This is a genomic window from Roseixanthobacter liquoris (genome assembly GCF_043195135.2).
In the GTDB taxonomy this organism is placed as follows: domain Bacteria; phylum Pseudomonadota; class Alphaproteobacteria; order Rhizobiales; family Xanthobacteraceae; genus NCEH01.
On sequence record NZ_CM195537.1, the window covers coordinates 4,300,127 to 4,321,695 of the forward strand.

Genomic DNA, 21,569 nt, shown 5'->3' on the forward strand with positions numbered 1-21,569 from the left:
ATGTTTCCTCCCTTTTAATTATTGTCCACGAGGTCCGTGAGGTTTCCCTCGGCCGAAACCTTCCCGGATTCGAGCAGGTATCCGCGGTGCGCGAGATCTACGAGCCACGCCGCCTGCTGCTCGACCACGACCACGGTCAGGCCGTCTGCGGCGAGCTTTCGAATGGTCGCGAACAGCTCGCTCGCCACCGGCGGCGAAAGGCCGGCCGAGGGCTCGTCCAGCAGGACGAGCGATGGCCGGGAGGCAAAAGCCGCCGCCAAAGCGAGGGCCTGCCGCTGCCCGCCGCTAAGCAGGCCGGCGCGCGTTCGCTGAAGGGATTCGAGCAAGGGAAACCAGCGCCATGTCTCTTCCAGCGAGCGTGGCGCCTTGCCTCGGCTGCGGGCGAGCCGCTGGCCGAGTTCGAGCATCTGGAGCACGGTGAGGGACGCCGGCAGGCGCCCGCCGTCGCGAACCAGCGCCATGCCGTGGAGCGCCACGGCGTGGGGCTTGAGGCGGCTGATGTCGCGCCCGGCCATTTCCACGCTCCCGGAGGCCTTGTCGTGCAGGCGCGCGAGCGTCCGCAGCAAGGTGGTCTTTCCGGCACCGTTGCGACCCAGGATGCCCAGAACCTCGCCCTCGCCAACGTCGATATCGACGTTCCAGAGAACTTGAGCCTGACCATGCCAAGAGCAGAGATTTCTTACCGATAAGCTCATGGGACACCCAGATGGTTCAGGCGAATTTCGGTTGGTCGGGAGCGTAGCTCAGATAATTGAGCAGCCGTGCCGGAAGCGGTCCGGACGTGGCGGCGTGGCACGCGATGTTCCCCGCCTCCAGCAGCGCCAGCTCGTCGCAGAATTCCATCACGAAGGGCACATTGTGCTCGACGACGAGGATGGTGATGCCCTGCTGCTTCAGCCGGTTCAGCAGGTGGCCGAGCTGCAGGCGCTCCTTGTCGTTGAGGCCAGCGGCCGGCTCGTCGAGGAGAAGCAGCTTGGGCCGGGACACGACGGCGCGGCCGATCTCCACGATCCGCTTCAGCCCGAGCGGCAATTCGGCGACGGGGATGGAAATGACGGACGCCGGAAGGCCCACTTCGGCGAGGGTCGCGAGGCAGCGATGGAGATCCTCCCGCTCCTGGCGCACAAGGCCGGGCAACCGCAGGATCGACGATACCAGCCGGCCGGGCCGGGCGCCGAGCAGGCCGAGCGCGATGTTCTCGAGCGCCGTCGCATCTTCGATGAGCTGGGGAATCTGGAACGTCCGCCCGACGCCGGAGAGGGCGACTTCGTGCACCGCTCTCCCCGACATGTCCTGGTCGCCGACGAAGATGCGTCCCTGCTGTGGCGCGATGAAGCCGGAAATTGCGTTGAGCAGGGTCGATTTTCCCGAGCCGTTGGGCCCCACGAGGCCGATCAGGGCGCCCTGCCGCAGCTTGAGGCTGACGCCGGCGAGGACTAGGTTGGTGCCGAACCGGACCTTGAGGTCCTCGACGCGCACGATGGTTTGCGTCGTGTCCACCGCCGCCGGCTGCAGATAGACCACCTCGCTGCGGGTCTCGTCCTCGCCCGCGTCGTCGGGCGAGGACGGCTGAAGCCGGACCTTCTTTTCCAAGCGGCCGGCGAGGCGCACCAGGGCGGGCATCACGCCATCGGGAAACACCAGCGAACCAACCAGTAATCCCAGGCCGAGCGTGATCGCGTTGTAGGGGCTGAAGGGACCGACCCAGAAGCTGAGCGCCAGCAGCGGCGCCATGCCGATGATCGGTCCGAACAGCGTGCCCGCGCCGCCGAGGACAACGCCGGTGAGCAGAAGCAGCGTCAGGCTCATGCCGAAGGCGTCGGGATTGATGAAGCGTTCCGCGTAGGCCAGGTAGAAGCCGGCGAGGGCGGCGGGAATGCTCGACAGGACGTATACCGTAAGGCGCAGCTTGGCCGGATTCAGGCCGACCGCACGCGCCCCGGACGGTGCATCCCGCAGGGCGCGCAGCCGCGTGCCCCAGCCCGAGCGCAGGAAATTCCAGATCGCCAGCAGGGTGAGGGCGAACAGCGCGAGGCTGAGCTCGAACATGGCCCAGCCAGACAGCGGCTTGCCGTTGAACTCGATGGCGCGGATGCCGGTGAGGCCGTATTCGCCGCCGGTCCATTCCTCGCCCAGCATCACCAGCTTGGGCAGGACGATGATGGCGAACAGCGTGATGAGCGCCAGATACCATCCGCGCACCCTGAGGCCGGGCGCCATGATGATGAGGCCGACGCACATTCCGGCGAGCATGGCGCAAGGGAATGTCGCACTCGCGTCCCAGCCGGCATGGGCGCTCAGCATCCCGGCCGTATAGGCCGAGGAGGCCATGATCGCCGGATAGCCCAGCACCAGTTCGCCGGTGTATCCGAAAGTCAGGTTCATGCCGATCGCCACGATGATGTAGGCGATGGCGACCTCATACCGGCCGAGGCTATAGGACCCGCTGGAGATCAGCGGAACGCAGGCGAGAAGCGCAAGCAGGGCGACCACGCACAGGATGGAAGCGCTCCGCCGGCGCGCGCACTTGGCCTGCCATCGCCGGCCCTCCCGTTCCACTTCGCCCGAAGAGCGGACAGACATGAGCGTATCCCCTTGACTGTTTTTATTGATGCCGTTGCGTGGGTCAGACTTCGCGGATGCGGCCCGAGCCGAACAGCCCGGCGGTGCCCCACAGCCCGGACGGCTTGACCAGCAGGATCGCGACCACCACCAGCCAGATCAGCGGCAGTGCGAGCTGCGGATTGGCGATGGAGGGAACGATGCCGCTGATGAGGCCGACGATGACGCTGCCGAACAGCGCCCCGGCGAAGCTGCCGAAGCCGCTCAGCGCCATGCCGGCAAAGCCGTAGAAGGCGAGTTCCTGCGCGGAATAGGCCGATGCGGCGATCACCGGCGCGATCAGCATGCCGGCGAGCGCCGACATCGCGCCGGCTAGGCCGAAGGCGATGGCGATCACCTTGCCGGTGTTGACGCCGAAGAGCTGGGCGCATTCCGGATCTTCCAGGGTGGCCCGGAAGATGTGCCCGACGGACGTGCGCCGGACCACCCATTCGACCGCTACGGTGACGGCGATGCCGGTGGCGATCATGAGCAGATAGATCGGCCGGACGGGGATCGAGAGCAGGAACAGCGGATCCTCGGAGACGTAGGACGGCACCCGGTGGGAGTCGCTGCCGAAGAGGATCGAGGCGAACGAGTTGACCGCCGTGGCAAGGCCGATCGTGGTCAGCATCGTGGTGTGGGAGAAGGATCGGGACCGCCCCATGGCTGGCCAGACCGCGACGAGATGGGTCAGCAGTCCCGCGAGCACACCTGCACCTGCCGTCGCGGCGGCGGTTGCGAGCGGCGCCCAGCCGAGCTGAACGCCGAGAACGAAGGCCAGGATGGTGCCGATCATCACGACCGTTCCCTGGGCGAAATTGAAGACGCCGCTGGCCGCCAGGATGATCGTGAAGCTTACCGCGACGAGGATATAGACGCTGGCAAGCGCAAGCCCGGTGATGACCCCGAGCATCAATGTGGTGATGGTCATTTCGACCCTCCGCTATCGGCAACTAGAAGGTTGTCCGGCTGCGCGCCGGCAGGTTCGCCCACGACACCCTCGCGCATGAGGGCCGAGATTGTCCGCTCGTCCATGCCGAGGTCCGCAAGGACCGTGCGCGTATCCGCTCCAGGCAGCTTGCCGGGCTCCGGAAACGATGACGGTGTTCTGCCGAACCGCGGCGCGGGTGCGGGCTGCACGATGCCGTCGATCTCGATGAGGGTCTCGCGCGCCTTGATGTGACGATGACCGCCGACTTCACCGAAGGCCAGGACGGGCGCGAAGCACACGTCCGTTCCCTCGAGCAAGGCGCACCATTCGTCGCGCGTGCGGGTCCTGAATATTTCCGCGAACCGCGCGCGGCGCATGACCCACTGCCCGGGATCGGCTTGGTTCAGCCAAGCCGCGTCCTCGATGCCGAGGCGGGCCAGCAGTTGGCGGTAGAATTTCGATTCCAGGGCGCCGATGGAGATATATTTGCCATCCGAGGTTTCGTAGCATCCGTAGAAATGGGCGCCGCCATCAAGCAGGTGCGTACCCCGCTCCCCTTGAAATGACCCGGCCGCATGGAATGAATAATATTCCGCGAGCAAGGTGGAGGCGCCGTCCACCATGGCGCAGTCGATGACTTGCCCTTTACCCGTGCGCGCCGCTTCCCATGCCGCCGCCATGAGGCCGAATGCCAGCAGCATCCCGCCCCCGCCATAGTCGCCCACCAGATTCAGTGGCGGCACGGGGGGACCGCCGGGCGAGCCGATGGAATGCGTGACCCCGGCGAGCGAGACATAATTGATGTCGTGACCTGCCGCCTGCGCCAGAGGCCCGTCCTGCCCCCAGCCCGTCACCCGTCCGTAGACAAGGCGCGGATGCCTTCCCAGGCAGGCGTCCGGCCCCAGGCCGAGGCGTTCCATTACGCCGGGGCGGAAGCCCTCGATGAGAAGATCGGCGTCTTCGACCAGCTCCAGGATGATATCGCGCCCAGCGGGCTGCTTCGCGTCGACGGCGATGGATTGACGATTGCGCAGCAGGACGTTTCCACGCCCGTCCTCTGCATCGGGACGCTCGATGCGTATGACCCGCGCGCCGAGATCGGCCAACATCATCGCGCAGAATGGAGCAGGGCCAAGTCCGGCCATCTCCACCACTTTAAGCCCGCTCAGCGTTCCCACCTGCTGCCTCTCTTTTATTTATCGCGGTGCCCGGTGAGGGGCGTCGCGTAACGAGGTCAACGTGAAGTTAAACACCTCCAATCTGCGCGCGAGGGCGGAAAGAGACCAAAAAATGCACCGAATCGACCACGCTTCCCGAAATCATGCATGAGGGACCCGCATTTGGCGCAGATCCGCAGACACAAAGCTTCAGAAAGGCTCAGCGGGAATTTTGCTGCATTCCGAGCGGTGTTCTTCCCGCCTGGGATCGCAAGAGCAGGGACCGAATCCATCAGCGCAGAGAGAGGACCCGCGCAGGCCGTGGCGGTTGGATCGCCCGGAAAACTTCCCGCAAGGTGGGCATTCGACGGTCGCTCCGCCGTGGGCCTTCCCGCAGCGGGCGGCGATCGGTGAGACAAAAAAGAAGCCCGCGCAGGCATCGCCGGGCGCGGGCTTGAGCCAGTATAATGAACCGGGCTCGGACCGCCAGGTTCAGTCCGGTTCGCCTGGAAGGCTCGATGTCACGCCCGCGAGGGCCTTGGCGTAGCCCTTCTTCTGCTCCACGTTCATTGTGCGATGGATCTGAATGCGCTGCGCTTGCGGCGATCCGGCACCATGCATGGATTCGGTGAGATATCCGACCGCATTGCGACCCAGGGTCATGTTCTCGATCAGCCGCAGGAGCCGCGCGCGATGCTCGACCGGCACGTTGGAGCGGCCCTTGAGGTATTTCTCCAGCAGCGGCCCGGTCACCGCGCTTTCGAAATCCTGCTGGGACGGCAGGGTGACCATGAGCCCGCCGGCAATGTCCTGGGCCAGTCGCGACAGTTCGTAGGGAAAGCGCGTCACGTTGTGCTTGCAGATGTTCGCCAGCATCACATCGTTCATATAGATGCCCGATGCCAGCGGCTTGGCTTCATGGGACGATGCAATGGCGGAGGAATAGATCGTCTCGTTGAGGTGGGTCATCTCCACCAGCTTGTCCCTGACATGGGAAACATTCTCGACGCCGTTGTATTCCGCCACGGTTGCGGTGGCCCCGATGAGGACATCTCCGAGCCCGGTCTTGCAGACGTAGCTCGCCCGATGATAGGCGGTGAAGCGCGCCACCATCTCCTGCGCGAATTCGTATTCGCCGTCCATGAGCACGTGTTCCCAGGGAATGAACACGTCGTCGAAGACTACCAAGGCTTCCTGTCCGCCGAATTTCGCATTTCCCTTGTCGATATCGCCGGCCTCCATTGCGCGCGTATCGCAGGATTGTCGGCCGTAGATATAGGTCAGGCCCACGGCATCCGCCGGAACCACACCGACCACCGCATAGTCACGGTCTTCTGCGGTCAGGTTCATGGTCGGCATGACGCAGATCCAATGCGAATTGAACCCGCCTGTCATGTGGGCCTTCGCCCCCTTCACATAGAGCCCCTCGGGGGTGCGCCGGACGACGTGCATGAACAGATCGGGGTCTGCCTGCTCGCTGGGGCGCTTGCTCCTGTCGCCCTTCGGATCGGTCATACCCGCGCCGATGATGATGTTGTTTTCCTGGGCCTTCTTGATGAAGTCGATGTAGCGCTCGTGATAGGAGGTGCCGTGCTTCTGATCAATCTCATAAGTGATCGAATGCAGCACGCTGATCGTGTCGAGGCCCGCGCAGCGCTGAAAGCAGGTTCCGGTCATCTGGCCGAGCCGGCGCTGCATCCGATTCTTCATCACCAGGTCGTCGGGAGATTCCACCAAATGAAGGAAGCGGTTCACCCGCCTGCCGATCAGCGGAGATTCCGCTGTCGCCAGCTCCGGGTCCTCCAGGGCAAGATCATATGTCGCCTTCAATGCGTTCATGGAAGGCCGAATAATGGGATGTTCGACCGGGTCGTCGATCCGCTCGCCGAAAAGATAGAGATCGATGTCACGGCTTCGCAGACTGTTCAGATAGTCGTCGCCGGTGACGATGGGGCGGAAGCGCGACCAACGTTCCTCTGCCGTTTCTTCCCGTTCTCTTATTTTATGTTCAGCGGACATGATGCTCTCCACGCTCCGGCGCCCCGTTTTTGCCAAATAAGGCTCTCGAAGCCCCATCGTGATTTTACGGGAGGTGGAAAGTGGCCGCACAGGACCGAAACGGACTTACAAAGACACAATAGGAGACAGGCTTGATCAGGTCGCCTGCGCTCTTCTGCGGGCTCAAATTTGAATGGATACCTCGCGGATGGGTTATTACCCGGCCTTAGCAACGGCGCTAATGACCAACAATGCGCCGGTCTCATTCGAGATTTTAGCTGAAGCATGCTGGGCCGCGCCGTCTATGTACTCAAATTTGACGCAGCTCGGCCGAGGGATAAACTGCCGGCAATCTACAAGCGCTTATGATTTTTCGGCTCTGAAGGAGCGTCCGCGCTTACGTTTAGGAGGTCTTTCTCAATTTTCTCCAAAAAGAGCGTGTCTCAAAAATCAAAATATATGAGACGATATTTATGTTCTGAAATATCAAGGCGTTGACTGTCTCATAATATAGTCTCATAATGCACAAATGATTTTCGGCTACGCGCGCGTCTCAACTGATGGGCAGACTTTAGATAGCCAGATCGAACACCTCAGGGCTGCCGGCTGCGAGAAGCTATTCCAAGAGACGGCAAGCGGCGCTAAAACTGATCGCCGACAACTGCGAAAATGTCTGGCGGCCTTGCAAGCCGGTGATACGCTTCTCGTCGTCCGGCTGGATCGCTTGGCGCGCTCGACGCGTGATCTGCTCAATATTCTCGCCGAGATCGCCGAGCGCGGTGCCGCCTTCAAGTCTCTCGGCGACGGCTGGGCCGATACGACGACGCCGCATGGCCGCCTCATGCTCACCGTGCTTGGTGGTCTTGCCGAATTCGAGCGTGAGCTCATCAGAACGCGCACAGGAGAAGGCCGAATTCGCGCCAAGGCGCGCGGCGTGCGATTCGGCCGCAAGCATGTGCTTTCGGCTGATCAACGTGCCTTCATTGCCAAGCGAAGGGCGGAAGGAGAGAGTGTGCGCGAACTCGCGCGAATTACAGGCGTGAGCAAGGCCACCATCAGCCGTATCGGACCTCTTGGCTGAGGTCGCCGTTGCGCCAGGAACGGAAGTTTGCCGCTACGGCGACGAATGGCCGGTTTGGGGCCGAGGCTGTGTGAAAACCCCTGATTATGCTACGTTTAGGCACTGCTTCGGAGGTGCCAGATGGGACGTTTTGTCGAGGCTTCCGACCGTCATCAGGCGAGCTTTCTGCCCGCTTGTTTGGAGGACTATGTCGATCCCGACAATCCGGTCCGCATCATCGATGCCTTTGTCGATGAACTCGATCTTGCCGAGCTGGGTTTTGCCCGCGTGCAGCCGGCATCGACCGGCAGGCCCGGCTACGCGCCGGGCACGATGCTCAAGCTTTATGTTTATGGATACCTACATCAGCTGACCTCGAGCCGGAAGCTGGAGCGCGAGGCGGGCCGCAACATCGAACTAATGTGGCTGATCGGCAAGCTGGCACCCGACTTCAAGACCATCGCCGACTTCCGTCACGACAATGCCGGTGCCATCCAGATCGCGTGCCAGCGCTTCGTTGCCATCTGCCGTGCCCTTGGCCTAGTCGGTGGTGGCATGGTCGCGATCGACGGATCACGCCTGCGCGCGGTGAACACGCACGAGAAGAACTATACCAAGGGGAAGCTTGCGCGGCGCAAGGCCCATGTCGAGCAGAGCATCGCGCGCTATCTGGCCGAGCTTGAGGAGACCGACAGGGCGGAGACCCGCCCGGCGACGCCGCGCATCGCGCACCTGACCGAGCGACTGGCGTCGCTGCGCGGGCGTCTTGGCGAACTCGAGGCGATCGGCCGGCAGCTGGAAGCCTCCCCCGATGAGCAGATATCGCTGACCGATCGGGATGCCCGCGCCATGGCAACCGGCAGCGATCATCGCGGCGTGGTCGGTTACAATGTTCAGGCGGCCGTCGATACCCGGCACCACATCGTCGTCGCCAATGCGGTGACCAACCGCGGTCATGACCGCTCGCATCTGCTGGAGATGGCCACAGCCGCCCAGGCCGAGACCGGCGCTGCCGAAATGATCGCCCTGGCAGATCGTGGATACTATGAGGGCGAGCAGATCCGCGCCTGCGCCGAAGCCGGCATCATCCCGATGGTGCCCAAGCCCAACACATCGCCGGCTCAGGCGCACGGCTTCTGGGGCAAGGCTATGTTCGTGCATGAGCCGCAGACCGACACCTATCGCTGCCCCGCCGGTCAACAGCTGCAGAAACGCTTTGCCCGGGTGGAGGGCGGCAAGCTCATAAGCGTCTACTTCCACCAGAAGGCCTGCGGCGCCTGCCCGTCGCGTCCGCTGTGCACGGCCGGCAAGGAGAAGCGCATCCGACGATGGGAGCACGAAGCGGTGCTCGATGCCATGGAGCGCAGGCTTCAAGCGATGCCCGAAGCCATGGCGGTCCGCCGCTGTACCGTCGAGCACGTCTTCGGCACCATAAAAGGATGGATGGGCGCCACCCACTTCCGAACGCGCGGCCTCAAGAACGTCTCCACTGAAGCCAGCCTGGCGATCCTGGCCTACAACATCAAGCGCGTCATCGCCGTCGCCGGCGTGGCCTCGACCCTCAAAGCGATAACCGGGTGAACGGAGATAACGCGGGCCGTGGCAACAACCTGCGCGACGAGCCACAGTGAGTTCTCACACAGCCTCGGGCCGTCTCCAGACGTTCAGCTATCGGGTGACGAATGCCGTGTAGCTGCCCTTCTGCAGCCGACTCCATTTGGGACTTTCGCGGCACATCTGCGGAATCTCAAAAGCTGCCCTTAAGAAGGGCTTGCGTCGATAGCTTCTATGTTCTTTGAGAGCTAGCCCGAGAATTTCGGGGCGCCAATTACGTTAGATTTAAGGCTTTCCATAGCCCGCGATGAAGCATGATATCCTCGTTCTCATTGAACGAAGAATGCCGATTGCGGTATTTGAATGTATAGTAGGTGCTCCCCCCCGGCCGGTGCTGGATATTTCCAATAGCGCTGCAGTTGAATAGAGTTTCACATAGCTCAAATGTGCGTTCCGCTTCTAATGGCTTTGTCAATGACGCGGCAGCGGCGATAAGTTCTTTTAATTTTAAGTCTCTTTTACGAACCTTGGCAATGGCACTGAATAGTCGGGAGATTTCCTCAGGCGTGCCGTAACCGCTCAACTCGTCTTGAATCTCCGGCAGAAAGTACTTGATCGAATATTCCCGCAACCCCGACTTAACTTGATCTTGGGTAATTTTTCCGTCGCCGGAAAACTCCTGTATATGCGTCATCAAGCGCAAGAAATCGCGTGGAGTATGGCGGGTCGAATCAAGAAAATAGCGGATGGTCTCAGTGCCATCTATGTGACTAGGAAAATAGTTCTTGAAGAGGTCGACACTTGTTCCCGCACTGCGGGCGGCGCGTAACTGGGCGATCTGGACCAGCAGGGAATCATAAGGTTCGCGTGGATCGTGATACCAATCCAATTCGATGGCATCGTCCTGACGAACTTTGTTCTTGTTAGCGCCTGGTATGCGTTCGAAGATGTCCGTCCTACAGAGCAAAATGATCTTTGCGGGACAGCCAGACGACGCGAAAAGTTTGTTTAGTCGCGCGACTTCGAAAATCAATGCCGAGAGTGAACGGTATTGAACCTCGCGACTCGTTAACACGTCGTCAAGCCCGTCGATAATCAGATAGTGACTGCTGGTGCTTCGTGCTTGCGAAATCATCGTCTTAAGACTCTCGACAAAATTTGGCAGTTCCGACGCGGGTTTCGTTTCCGATCCCGACCACGAATACTCTGCCAGTTTTCCCGGGAGTGAGAGCGTGAAGTTGTTCTTCGAGCTGGTCCTAACCAGTGTAGCCGGATCGCCAGCTGGCGAAAGCCCCATCATCCTAAAGGCTTTCATGGCATCTTGAAGCGCTACATGATCCGGGTGACGGAGAGCCTCATCTCGCGAGAACGATTCAAGGATGTAGATCAAAAGCAGCCATGACCAGGCTGCGGGATATTTCACTTCTGGTTCGACATCGCCTCGGATGATTTTTGAGAATGGGGTGAAAGGAAAATCTCCCAGCGAGACGAGCTTCACAAATTTCGCCTGTTCAGTCAACAAGGTGAGCTCGAGCCGCTCTCCGATCGAAGACTTTCCCGCACCTTTATATCCTAAAAAAATGTACTTCTCGCCTGATTTTGCTACATCACACGCGGCTTTATAATCGATATAGCCGTTAAGAATTAGCTCTGGTTCTTCCGACCGTTCCTTCTCGGCACTGGAGTAGCCAAAAGCGATTTTTTTGAAGCTCATTACAGAATCCCCCCAGGGAATATTGGCTGATTCCTTGGATAGATCAATCAGCTGGAAACTTTCCGCTGCTGTAGTGTCCGCCTTTTGGTTTTTTTCGACTCGAACCCGCCATTCCGCTCCCCACCCCAAAGACCGACAGGCAGGCAACATATCCTGCGCGTCGAAGCGGCCATCCGCGCCTCCTCGGGATGGCCGCCCAACTTCAGATTTCCGTCCGCTCTGCCAGCAGCAGAGCGTCCTCCACGTCGACACCAAGATATCGGACCGTGTTCTCAATCTTGGAGTGACCGAGCAAGATCTGGATGGCGCGGATGTTGCCCGTTGCCTTGTAGATCATGGACGCCTTCGTGCGACGGAGCGAGTGAGTGCCATACTCCTCTTGGCGCAGGCCGATCGCAGTCACCCACTCGTCCACTAAGCGAGCATACTGCCTTGTGCTCATGTGGTGCGCCTGATCGATGCGGCTCGGAAAGGCATAATCCTCAACGGTGCCGCCGCGCCGTTCCAGCCAGGCCAGCAGGCTTGCCCGTACGTCGCTGGTGATCTCGAACTGGACCGGCCGCCCTGTCTTCTGCTGCACGACGATCGTGCGAGTCTTGATCTCCGGACCGGCGACCACATCACGGATCCTGATCTTGACCAGGTCGCAGCCGCGAAGCTTGCTGTCGATTGCCAGATCGAACAGCGCACGATCACGAATGCGTCTTTCGCGATCGAGGAAGAATCGAATCGCCCAGATTTGTTTCTGGGTGAAGGGACGCTTGGTGCCGACCATCTTTCCGGCATTCCAAGCTGCCCGCTCGCGGCTGGCATCGTCAAATTGAGAATGGCCCATGTGAGTTCTCCCTGGCCTTGATTGGCCAAGGGAGAAACGTCAAGGGCCCCCACTGCACAGGGGCCGAGAGCGGACTGGCGTCTTTTGGCGCCCGATCAATCGAAGCAGACGTTGCAGTTGACCCACGAAACTTCTCGACCTGACCCTTAACTGACTCGTGGCGCGTCCGCTTTCCGGCAGTCTCGTTCACGGCGGCGCCGCGGCCGAAACTGACCCATAGCCGCCCTTCTGAGGGGCCACTTAGCGAGACATCCTCGAACCGCTCTTTTCAGGCGGCCTCTGTGGTGTCTTCGCCTTCCTCGTCGTCCGTTGAAGGAAGTTGGGGTAGCTCGTCGACGCTGGCTATAGGCGTACCCAGGACGATAAATTCCCGCACGGCCTGCTATCAACCACACAGACGGTTAGTGACATGTTTTGCCTCTGCGCCGAGTTCGCCGCTACGAGTTGCGCGCCATTCAAAGAGTTCATCCTAAGCGGCCTGGTTTCCTCTTCTGTGCCGGGCGCGGACAGCTGTGACGGTAACAGCGGTGGACCAGTCTACTGAATGGGAAACGTCAAGTCAGCGGATGGCGGTGTCCAGCCACACAGGTTCCTGGTTGGGATTACCTCACGGGCCTTAGAAGGGGTGCCGCAGTTTGGCATTACGCATTGCGGCGGAGGCGGCATCCATAGCGTTGTCGGCCACGTTGACGTAATTGCTTGGCTCGCAGCTAACGAAGTGGCGGTCGAGGTCGGGCTCGGCGCGCAGCGGTTTGCAGAGGATCCCGTGTCGAGTTCGAACTGGGGTGCGCGATATGCACCTTCGAGCAAAATCCGCCTCACAATAAAGCGCTGCTATCTGTGCGATGACGCCCCCCTTGGACATCGGGAAAGGCTTGCGTCAGGACATCTTGGGGTTGCAGAAAATGGGGCCCGTGGGCATCGGTCAGTGAGACGTGGAGACCCCGCGGAGGGTCGGCGCGCCCCACGATCACCATAAGGAAAGCATGGAGCGAATGGCGCGAGCGCGAAAAGCCATCGGCTGTGCTGCGTATATCGACTGTCGAGGGTGAAGGCCGGTCTTCCGGATGCGTATGCCAATCGCCAACGAAATGCAGTCCCTGGGGGAAACGTTCATCTATCTCCTGTTGCTCCGCCACACGATCGGGCAAATAGCTCATCCGCCACCGACGGTCGGAAGGACGGGGGCCGGTGGCTTCGACGAGCAAAATCCTATCTGCGTCGAAGCGGGCAAAAAGTTGGCCGCCTGCCTCGCGGTGCCAGGGACGCGTCTGACGCTGAAGACGGAAGTGCGCAAGGACCTCGTCGGTGAACACGAGGATTTGTCCGGATGCGCCGATGGGATAGGCGAGCATTAAGCCGCTCCGCAGACAGGGCAGCCGTGCCGCTCGTTCCAGCCACGCTCTTCAAGTCGCGCGCCATGGGGAGCGGCGTCATGGGTCTCAAGCCAGCCATCGCTCCAGACCGCCCCAGCCCGTGCAAGCACGTCTTCGCGAGCGACCCAGATACGGTGGAAGGGCACGCGCGACCGCTTGGTCAAAATATCGACCGCTGCTTCCACAATCGTCGCCGAAACATGACTCAATTCGGTCGGACCATATGGCTGGTACATCACACCACATCCGGGTTCGGAGCGCCGTCCGGCGCCTTTCGGCCAGGATGCCACCGGAAGGAGCGGCTCCCCATACTCCGAGAGACCGCAGGCAAGGCAGCCGCACCCACCCACGAGGCCCACCGCGTGCCCCGCTACTGCATGCGGTTCCGTCCAGCCAAACAGCATGTCCGGGTGATTACCCGCATGGTGCCGCCATGCGTTAAGAGCCGCTTCCGGCGCCCATTCGCCCACGGTCGAGATAATGAGATCAGCCTCGGCAAGGATAGAGGGCTTTTTTGCAGCCACGGCCTCCCAGCAGTCCCTGAGCCCATCGCAGAAGACGATGTGGGGATAGTCTTCACATAAGCGGGCAGCGAGCTGTGGGGCTTTAGCGGTCCCGATATACCCGTTCCCGAGAGGATGCCGCCCGACATTGGATGCCTGAAGAACTTCGGGGTCTATGAGCCGCAGCCTCCCGACCCCGGCCTGTGCAAGCCCGGTGGCCACGGGGCCACCGAGCGAGCCGCAGCCTATCAAAACAACGTTGGCGGCTCGGAGAACGGCGAGATCCGGGTCGCAATCGCGACCATGAATCCAGGCCGCATCAATACGTTGCACAGACGTTTTTAAAACCCGCCGAGCCCCCACGATCCGCCGAGCGAGAAGCTCGGCAGGTATCTTGCCCGGCCGGAAGCCACGTTCGGCTCCGCCGCTGGGCGGCGCCTTACCCCGCCCGTTTGGTAGCGGGACAAGCAGTACTCCCGCGAACACCGGGCCGTCGGGCGTCGGCGCGCCAAAAACAATGACAATCCGTGGCGGCTTTTTTGCCAACAGGGCTTCGAAGGTATCTGCCAGACCGGCATCGCGCACCCGGTCGGCAACGTCCCCTGCGGTGACGGGGTATTCCGCGGGAAGCATCGGCTGTTCAAGCCAGACCAGGAGCGCAGGATGAATCTTTTTGCGGCCGGTAGGGCGTCCTGCTGACGTGTGATTCAGCCACCTCGTGAGTGTTTCTGCGTCATCCGCCACTGTTACAAGATCAGTCACGTTGTGAGCGGCAATGGGGCGCGAGGGCCCTTGGGGTGAAAGCAGACTGCGGACGAAGGGTGCCGCCGGATGCTTTGGCCAGTACGATAAGAACTCCAAGCGGAAGTCATCGACATTGCCGCCGCTTTCGGCGGTTTCGATGAGCTGGACGGCCTCCGCGAGCAATTTCTTGAGGAGTTTGACCGGGTCGTTGAAAGAGACAGGGGTGCCATTGGGCAACAGGCAGAGGCTGCCATCATCCTCGACATGGGGCCAGGTCAGATGAGGCGGGCGGTCGACCAGCGCTAATCGCGGTATCGCAAAGGGAAATCCCTGACCGATGAGGATATCGATGCGCCGCTGCCAAGAGGGAAAGGTCAACGGAAGGCGCCAGCCGTCTTTGACGTCGCGGGTCGGGTAGAGCTTCGCTGCCGCACTTCCGAGGCGTTCAACGCCGCTCCAGCCGGCCAGCCAGCCGTCGACCAGAGCGATTGCGCTTTCTGAGTGAATGGCCGTGCCCGTTTGGCTCGACCCGTCAGCCATACCGGCGTTCACCCTCCCGTTTGACCGGTTGGTCGGGGGCGTTTTCCTTGCCCCATTCCTTGACGAGGCCGGAAGTGAGAACGCCAGGCATTGAAACGCCAGAGGCCGTTTCAGAGATGATGAGCGCAGGGTCGTCCGGCAGCCTGTCGCCAAAAGCGCATACCAGGCTCTCAAGCGCGCGGGCAGCGCTGTCGGTGCCGCGAAGCGCCTCTTGAACCCGCTGCAGCAATTCCTCCGCTGCCGCGATCATGGTCTGCCGTTCCCGGTCGCTCCACCCCTCGTCCAGAAATTGGCCGGGCACCACTGGATTGGCGATGGGCTTTGCCAATAGCTCCGGTAGGCGCTCACAGACAGCCAGCAGAGCCAGGTCATCCCGATTGGTGGCAACCGGTGTGGCGGCCTCATCATAAGTCGTGACCACACATGCCATCAAAGAAATGGAGGAGAGCCGCGACGCCTCCCATTGGAAGTCGCGCCATCCCTTGAGGTAACGACAGACACGCCGGAGCTGCTCATCGTGCGTTTTCAGCGCCGCCCTAAACCAGTCCTCCAACTTGCGTGGATCTGAGGGCTTCCAGCCCTCGGTGCGGTGGGCCAGCATGATCTGGTCTTCACGGAGGTTCTGATAGACGGTTTCCGCAAATTCGAGTTGCTCGTGCAGGGAGAGCCGTAATTCGTCGGCGAGCACCCTCGTGGCGGCCGCCGCCTCCACCAACTCCTCGAATTCGGCGTCAGGAATGGCGTAGAGAGCAAAGTCGATATGGGCGCCATCATCAAGCCGCACCCGCACACAGGAGGTCTTGTTGGTGTCCAGCGTCCAACCGTGCGCATCACACACCGGCTTTAAGGCAGCTTCGACCGCCTGGAAATAACCCGAACTGATTAGAGCGGGATGAACATGCCCATGGTCCGACAGAAAGGACACGGGAACGAAGACACCATCGTCGAGATCAATCTCCTGCGGCGGTGCCTTTGCCGGATCATTCAGGGTCCGGTAGGCGAAACTGCCTTGCATCTTGAACTTTGGTTTGAGGGAGGTTGGCGCACTGGCCACGATCGCGCGCTCGAATAGCAACTGATCATTGACGAGGGTCGACCAGTTCCGCAGACCCGACCGCAGCCCTTCCCGGCAAGCATCACGGGCATCGCGCAATTTGTTAATGCGCTCCGTCTCGAGCGTAAGGGCGGCGAGATAGTGGTCGGCGTCGACCGGTCCGGTGAAGATGCGATGGGCATTGAGGGTCATGAACTTAGCACCACCCAGGTGAATAATTCGCGGGTATATGGGATTGATTATGGCTAAGCACAAGGTGATGAGGCGCCGATGTATCAAATTTTGGGTGTGAGCCGATCCTTGACCCTGTTTGGCTTCCTCTGCGGCGTCATATTCGTCGTTTTGTTAGTGCTTGCGCCCCCAGAGCATGCGTCGCTCCTGGCTTGGTGGTCGCTGGCCGTAAAAAGTGTGTCGGTGGCGGGTTTATTGGTCTGGCTGATTGGCGCCACCCCATTGTTTCCGCTGCTGTGCAAGCTGCCGTACCTGCGGCGCTGGTTCCCACCCATTGAAGGGGAATGGGCGGCAGCGTTGGAGTCGAACTGGCCCGCGATCGACACGAGATCCCAACCCGCACAGTCCGAGGTCTTACTTGCGCCGGTGCATGCCTCCGTCACCATCATCGCCAGGCTTTTTTTCATCCGTATGAACCTTGCTGCGGCGGACCGCTATTCTACGTCGAAGACCATCTTCGTGCATGCGGAGCGGGACCCGCACGATGGTTCAATTTCACTCCACTATGTCTACCGCAACACAACCCTGGACCCGCGGCCCACGGACAGTGCTTTTCACCTCGGCGCTGGATGCCTGACGATCGAAGGCAAGGACGACGATATTTGGTTTGAGGGGGTTTACTGGACAAATCGCAATTGGAGGCGCGGCCTCAATACAGCGGGGAAGATCACCCTTCGCCGTGCCGCGGGCTAACGAGCCGGATTGGCGCCGGATATCCGAGCGCCCGCGATGTGGCGCTACGGAGTGTCTGCAAGGGCGCTGAACCAAATGACTGCTCGTGGCGCAACCACGACCGCCAGCGGTCGGTCTGCGATGTCCGCTTCCGGGAAATGTCAGCGTCAGCTGTAACGACTGACATGGCGGCGCATTGCCGTCCCAGGACAAGGGCCGGAGCACGGACCCGCTGAGCAGAAGGGCGGCTGCGGTTGCTTAGGCCTTTCTTTTCGCGAAAGCTTCTTCCTTCGATCCGAACGCCGCATAGAGGCTCTTCCCGCCGTTGCCGATTGCCTCAGTCAGGTACGAGATGGCCGTCTGGGCAAGACCCCTCCGCCGAACATCCCCATGGCAACGGTCAGCGCCTCGCCGCGCGTCGCGTCTGGCGCAGCGGGTTTCACGAAGCTCGTTTACGCCTCCCGGCGAGATAAATCCGCGGGTTTTCCTCAAAACGCGCCTCCCCAACCTTCTACTTTTGGTAGAAGATCCGCGCGACTCGCTTATATTTGCCTTCGGGGAATCCTCCTACGACGCCTCAAATGTGCGCTTGAGCATTTCGTCAGAAATCGCCCAGCCACGCATTGTATGAGAAGGGGCTATTGACATTGTTTCCGACATGGCACGGTGAGATCATCCTTCCGGCGTTGCCCGAGCGCAAGCTGAAAGTCGGAGACAACGCCATCGTACAACGCCTCTTTTCCGGCACGCGCTGCTGCGCCTCCCTTGCGCCTTCACAGATTGCCGGACACGACCTTATCAAGACCGCGCTCCGTGTGCCGTACGACCAAATTTTACTAAGGAGAAAAAACGTTCGCCGAAAGCCGACGTCGTTGCCCGTCGCAATATACCCAGCAGCGGGCGATCAGGATGCGTTGCCGAAAATCCTTGAGCTTGAATGGGACAGTTACGGAGCGCTGGAGACCTACGCCGATACGCCAGACAAGGTCATTGATGCCTGGATCAACCAGTTCGATTTTCGCACGGAGGATGAAGGCAAGGGGTTGCCTGGCCTGCGCACCCCGCAGATCGGAGCCTTGCACGCGATCGCCGCGCATTTCGCCGTCGGCCGCGAATTCGAGCCCGCCACCGTCGTGCTCCCGACAGGCACGGGCAAAACCGAGACGATGCTGGCGACGCAGGTTTATATGCGCCTCAAGCGTACGCTGGTGATCGTGCCAAGCGATGCGCTCCGCTCCCAGATCGCCGCGAAATTTGCAAGCCTTGGCATGCTGCCCACCGTCGGCATCGTTCCGCACGAGATCGCTCGCCCCCGCGTCGCCGTCGTCAGGGGAGGCATCGCTTCCGCCGACGAGGCGCGGACAATCCTCGAACAGGCGAACGTCATCGTCGCGCTCCCCAATTCGCTCGAGGCCTCCCATCCCGAGGCCGTCGCGCTTCTTGTCGGGGGGTGCAGCGATCTCGTCGTGGACGAGGCCCATCACATCACCGCCGCGACCTGGCAGAACGTGCGCCAGCATTTCGAGAAGAAGCGCATCCTGCAATTCACGGCGACGCCATTCCGGCGCGACGGCAAGCGGATCGATGGGCGGATAATCTTCAACTACAAGCTCGGCGACGCGCAGGATGCCGGCTACTACCGCCCGATCAATCTGCGAACGATCGAAGAATACGGAGACGAGCAGGCGCGCGACGAGGCGATTGCGCTGGAGGCGGTTGCGATCCTCCGGCGCGACCGGGATGAGCTCATAAAAGATCACCTTCTAATGGCCCGGACACGGACCAAGGAGCGCGCAAAGGATGTCGCGGCGATCTATCAGCGCATAGCGCCGGACTACAAACCTGAGATCGTGTATTCCGGTCCCGGTAGGATCGTCGCCAACCGCGAAGCGATGGACCGCCTCTTCGATCGCAGTGAAAACGGATCGCGCATCGTCGTCTGTGTCGACATGCTCGGCGAAGGCTTCGATTTGCCCTATCTCAAAATCGCGGCGCTGCACGACACCCACAAATCGCTGGCCGTCACCTTGCAGTTCATCGGGCGCTTCACGCGAAAAGGCGACAACGATTCCATCGGCGAAGCGACCGTCGTTGCCAACATCGCCGATCCCGATGCCGAGGCGAAGCTGGCCGAGCTTTACGCCGAAGGCGCCGACTGGGACCGGATTATCAAGCGCCTGAGCGAGGAGCGGATCGATCAGGAGCTTCGGCTTCAGGATCTCGTCCTCGCGCTCAAGCAATCCGGCGACCTCCACGCCAACCTTTCTTTGTGGAATCTTCGCCCAGCGCGCTCCGCCCAGTTCTTCCGCACAACCTGTGCCGACTGGTCGCCCACGAACTTCATTAGCGTCCTGCCGCCATCCGCCGAAACATGGCACGCGCTGAGCGAGCGGGACAATGTGCTGGTTGCAGTCATCTGCCGCTCGGAGGACGTGTCGTGGGGCAACTACCAAAACGTCTTCGATACAATCTACGATCTCGTCATTCTCCGCTGGGACAAGGCGCTCGGCGTCCTTTGTCTTTATGCCAGCGACTACAATGCGCTGCGTTCGGAGAAAATGGCCGCGGCCGTCACCGACGAGAAGGCCGAGCTAGTGGTCGGCGCGCCCATCTTCAACATCCTCAACAATGTCGAGCTTCCGCTTGTGAAGAATCTCGGCTCGTCCCGCATCGGGGCGATCAGCTTTACCTCCTATTTCGGGCCGAACGTGACCGAGGGGCTCGCCAGCATCGAAAAGGCGGAGTCGGCGCTGAACAACATCGCTTGCCTTGGCTACGAAAACGGCGAACGCGTCCTATGGGGCGGCACCCAGCGCCGCGGCAAGGTCTGGCAGCAAAAGGGCGGCACGATCTCTGAGTGGGTTCAGTGGACCGCCTCCACCTGGTCCAAGGTCACCTCCAGCTCGGGCACGGTGAGCAACATCGTGTCCGACTTCCTGCGCCCGGTGCGCATGGACAAGCCGCACGACTCCTTCCCCATCTCGGTGCAGTGGGGCGAACAGGCGCAGATGCGTTTCAACGACCGCCAGTTCATTCTTTTCGGCGATGCCGAGGTCCCCTTGTTCGAGATCGACCTGGAGCTTGGCGATATCGGCGACGACGGCGCTATTCCCATCCGCATCGTCAGCGATAGCTATATCTCGACGTATAGGCTCTCGATCAACAAGGCGGTTTCCGGCGGCTATCGCTACGATCACGTCGACGGCCCGAAGTGCGGCTTCAAGAAAAGAAAAGACGGCGCGGAGCCAATGGAGGAATACCTTCAGAAGGACCCGATCATCGTCCGGTATGTCGACGGAACTTACTCTTACAACTGCTACCATATTCCGGTGAAATTGGACGTGGCGCTCTATGATCGTGCGCGTTTGGAATCGTGGGATTGGACCGGAATTCCGTTGAACAAGGAATCGATGCATGAAGACGGCGATCAGAAAACCATCCAATACCGCACTTTCGAGCAGATCAAATCCGAGTACGATTTGGTCTTCAACGATGACGGACGCGGCGAGGCCGCCGACCTTGTCTGCCTCAAAGACGTCGATGATGCCACGATCAAGCTGGCCCTCGTTCATTGCAAGGGCGCGCACGGCGCCCACGTCTCGCAGGACATCCGCAATTTCTACACGGTCTGCGGGCAGGCGCAGAAAAGTATCACCGCCAAACACGCGGGCCTGCCGACGCTCTATCACGACCTGAAACGGCGCCACGATATCTGGGCTAGGAGAGGCCGTACGCGTTTCCTAAAAGGCGACATGAAATACCTCTCCTATTTCAAGGAGAAAGCTCGCCGGGCCAAGCTCGATTTTGAGATGATCCTCGTGCAGCCCGGTGCATCCGTCGCCAGCGTGACCGACGATGCGCTGCGGCTCCTCTCCACGACCGAGCTCTATATATTCAAGACGACCGAAGCCAAGTTCCGCGTAATTCTGAGTCCATAAACCCGCACTTCTGCGGAAACGGCATCACTGTTCGATGACGGTCTCGGTTGCCGCCTCTGCCCAATGACGCATTGCACGCCACGCGATTGGCGTGAACAGCGGCCTAAATCCCCCGGATGCCACCCTGCAGGCGCTCGAATTCGATGACCTGGAGCAAACGCTCATAAACAACCGGAATGAAGGCACTTCGCCAACGACGCCGGGGTCAGCGTCGGCAAAGTCCCTGAGGTTAGATTTCGGTGGCCTCGATAAGGGGGGAGCTCCGTCAACGTCGGCCTTCGGGCCAACCTTGTCGTTCGCCACGCCGGGGCACCGATGGCGGCTCTTGGGAATCCATGAAGGTTCGTCGAACGGCAGAAAGGGCGGCGCAAAGCGGCCGTTTGCAACGTTGCGCTGAGAGGGCCGCTTTGGGTCGACAGTACCAGTTGCGCCTTGATCGCCAGGCATCGCTTCCGGCAGGCCAATGGTCTCAAGTTGAGACCATCCACCATCCCTCAGAAGGGCTTCCAGCCGGTTCGCATCAGGCTGGAGCCTCCTTCACGACGGCAAGCCTCATCATAGCCGCGAGCCGTCATGTCCCGCCCGCCATTGCGCTCGCGTGGAAGCAGCAGGAGGGAATCAGAGGAAAGCCTGGTCCCAACCGCCTTCAGGGCATATT

The 21,569-nt window shown here is 60.9% G+C and carries 14 protein-coding genes; 4 read left to right on the forward strand and 10 right to left on the reverse strand.

From position 1 onward, the window contains the following. Positions 1–14: 14 nt before the first annotated feature. From V5F84_RS19420 to V5F84_RS19440, 5 genes are all read right to left on the reverse strand, one after another. The gene (locus tag V5F84_RS19420; protein WP_394016321.1) at positions 15–695 is read right to left on the reverse strand and encodes an ABC transporter ATP-binding protein; all 681 of its coding nucleotides are present in this window, start codon (positions 693–695) and stop codon (positions 15–17) included. Between the two features lie 16 nt (positions 696–711). Next, on the reverse strand, positions 712–2,583 hold the full coding sequence (locus V5F84_RS19425; protein WP_394042088.1) for a branched-chain amino acid ABC transporter ATP-binding protein/permease: 1,872 nt from the start codon (positions 2,581–2,583) through the stop codon (positions 712–714). Positions 2,584–2,626: 43 nt separating this feature from the next. Continuing rightward, entirely contained in the window at positions 2,627–3,535 is a 909-nt protein-coding gene (locus tag V5F84_RS19430) for a branched-chain amino acid ABC transporter permease (protein ID WP_394016323.1), read from the reverse strand. Further along, a complete protein-coding gene (locus V5F84_RS19435) occupies positions 3,532–4,680 on the reverse strand; it encodes a CoA transferase (protein ID WP_509277219.1) in 1,149 nt (382 codons plus the stop codon). Before V5F84_RS19435 ends, V5F84_RS19430 begins: the two co-directional genes overlap by 4 nt. 504 nt (positions 4,681–5,184) lie before the next feature. Continuing rightward, positions 5,185–6,711: a 4-hydroxyphenylacetate 3-hydroxylase family protein gene (locus V5F84_RS19440; protein ID WP_394042086.1), complete on the reverse strand. Its 1,527-nt coding sequence runs from the start codon at positions 6,709–6,711 to the stop codon at positions 5,185–5,187. Between the two features lie 508 nt (positions 6,712–7,219). Between V5F84_RS19440 and V5F84_RS19445 the strand changes: the two genes are divergently transcribed. Continuing rightward, entirely contained in the window at positions 7,220–7,771 is a 552-nt protein-coding gene (locus V5F84_RS19445; RefSeq protein WP_394042085.1) for a recombinase family protein, read from the forward strand. 120 nt (positions 7,772–7,891) lie between these two features. Then, positions 7,892–9,331, forward strand: coding sequence for an IS1182 family transposase (locus V5F84_RS19450; RefSeq protein ID WP_394042084.1), 1,440 nt, complete (start codon positions 7,892–7,894; stop codon positions 9,329–9,331). Between the two features lie 247 nt (positions 9,332–9,578). Here V5F84_RS19450 and V5F84_RS19455 read toward each other — a convergent pair whose 3' ends face one another. The 5 genes from V5F84_RS19455 to V5F84_RS19475 all read right to left on the reverse strand — a co-directional run bounded on the left by V5F84_RS19455 (position 9,579) and on the right by V5F84_RS19475 (position 16,262). Further along, positions 9,579–11,018: a P-loop ATPase, Sll1717 family gene (locus V5F84_RS19455; protein ID WP_394042082.1), complete on the reverse strand. Its 1,440-nt coding sequence runs from the start codon at positions 11,016–11,018 to the stop codon at positions 9,579–9,581. A 202-nt stretch (positions 11,019–11,220) separates the two neighbouring features. Then, the gene (locus V5F84_RS19460) at positions 11,221–11,853 is read right to left on the reverse strand and encodes a tyrosine-type recombinase/integrase (protein ID WP_394042081.1); all 633 of its coding nucleotides are present in this window, start codon (positions 11,851–11,853) and stop codon (positions 11,221–11,223) included. 818 nt (positions 11,854–12,671) lie between these two features. Then, positions 12,672–13,208, reverse strand: coding sequence for a Mov34/MPN/PAD-1 family protein (locus V5F84_RS19465; RefSeq protein WP_394042080.1), 537 nt, complete (start codon positions 13,206–13,208; stop codon positions 12,672–12,674). Then, complete coding sequence (locus tag V5F84_RS19470; RefSeq protein WP_394042079.1) at positions 13,208–15,016, reverse strand: ThiF family adenylyltransferase; 1,809 nt, start codon at positions 15,014–15,016, stop codon at positions 13,208–13,210. Before V5F84_RS19470 ends, V5F84_RS19465 begins: the two co-directional genes overlap by 1 nt. Next, entirely contained in the window at positions 15,009–16,262 is a 1,254-nt protein-coding gene (locus V5F84_RS19475) for a CBASS cGAMP synthase (protein WP_394042078.1), read from the reverse strand. The genes V5F84_RS19470 and V5F84_RS19475 overlap by 8 nt, the downstream gene beginning before the upstream one ends. Positions 16,263–16,340: 78 nt before the next feature. Between V5F84_RS19475 and V5F84_RS19480 the strand changes: the two genes are divergently transcribed. Next, on the forward strand, positions 16,341–16,994 hold the full coding sequence (locus tag V5F84_RS19480) for a Cap15 family cyclic dinucleotide receptor domain-containing protein (protein WP_394042077.1): 654 nt from the start codon (positions 16,341–16,343) through the stop codon (positions 16,992–16,994). Between the two features lie 620 nt (positions 16,995–17,614). Beyond that, a complete protein-coding gene (locus tag V5F84_RS19485; RefSeq protein ID WP_394042076.1) occupies positions 17,615–20,911 on the forward strand; it encodes a DEAD/DEAH box helicase in 3,297 nt (1,098 codons plus the stop codon). The last annotated feature ends 658 nt before the right edge of the window (positions 20,912–21,569 follow it).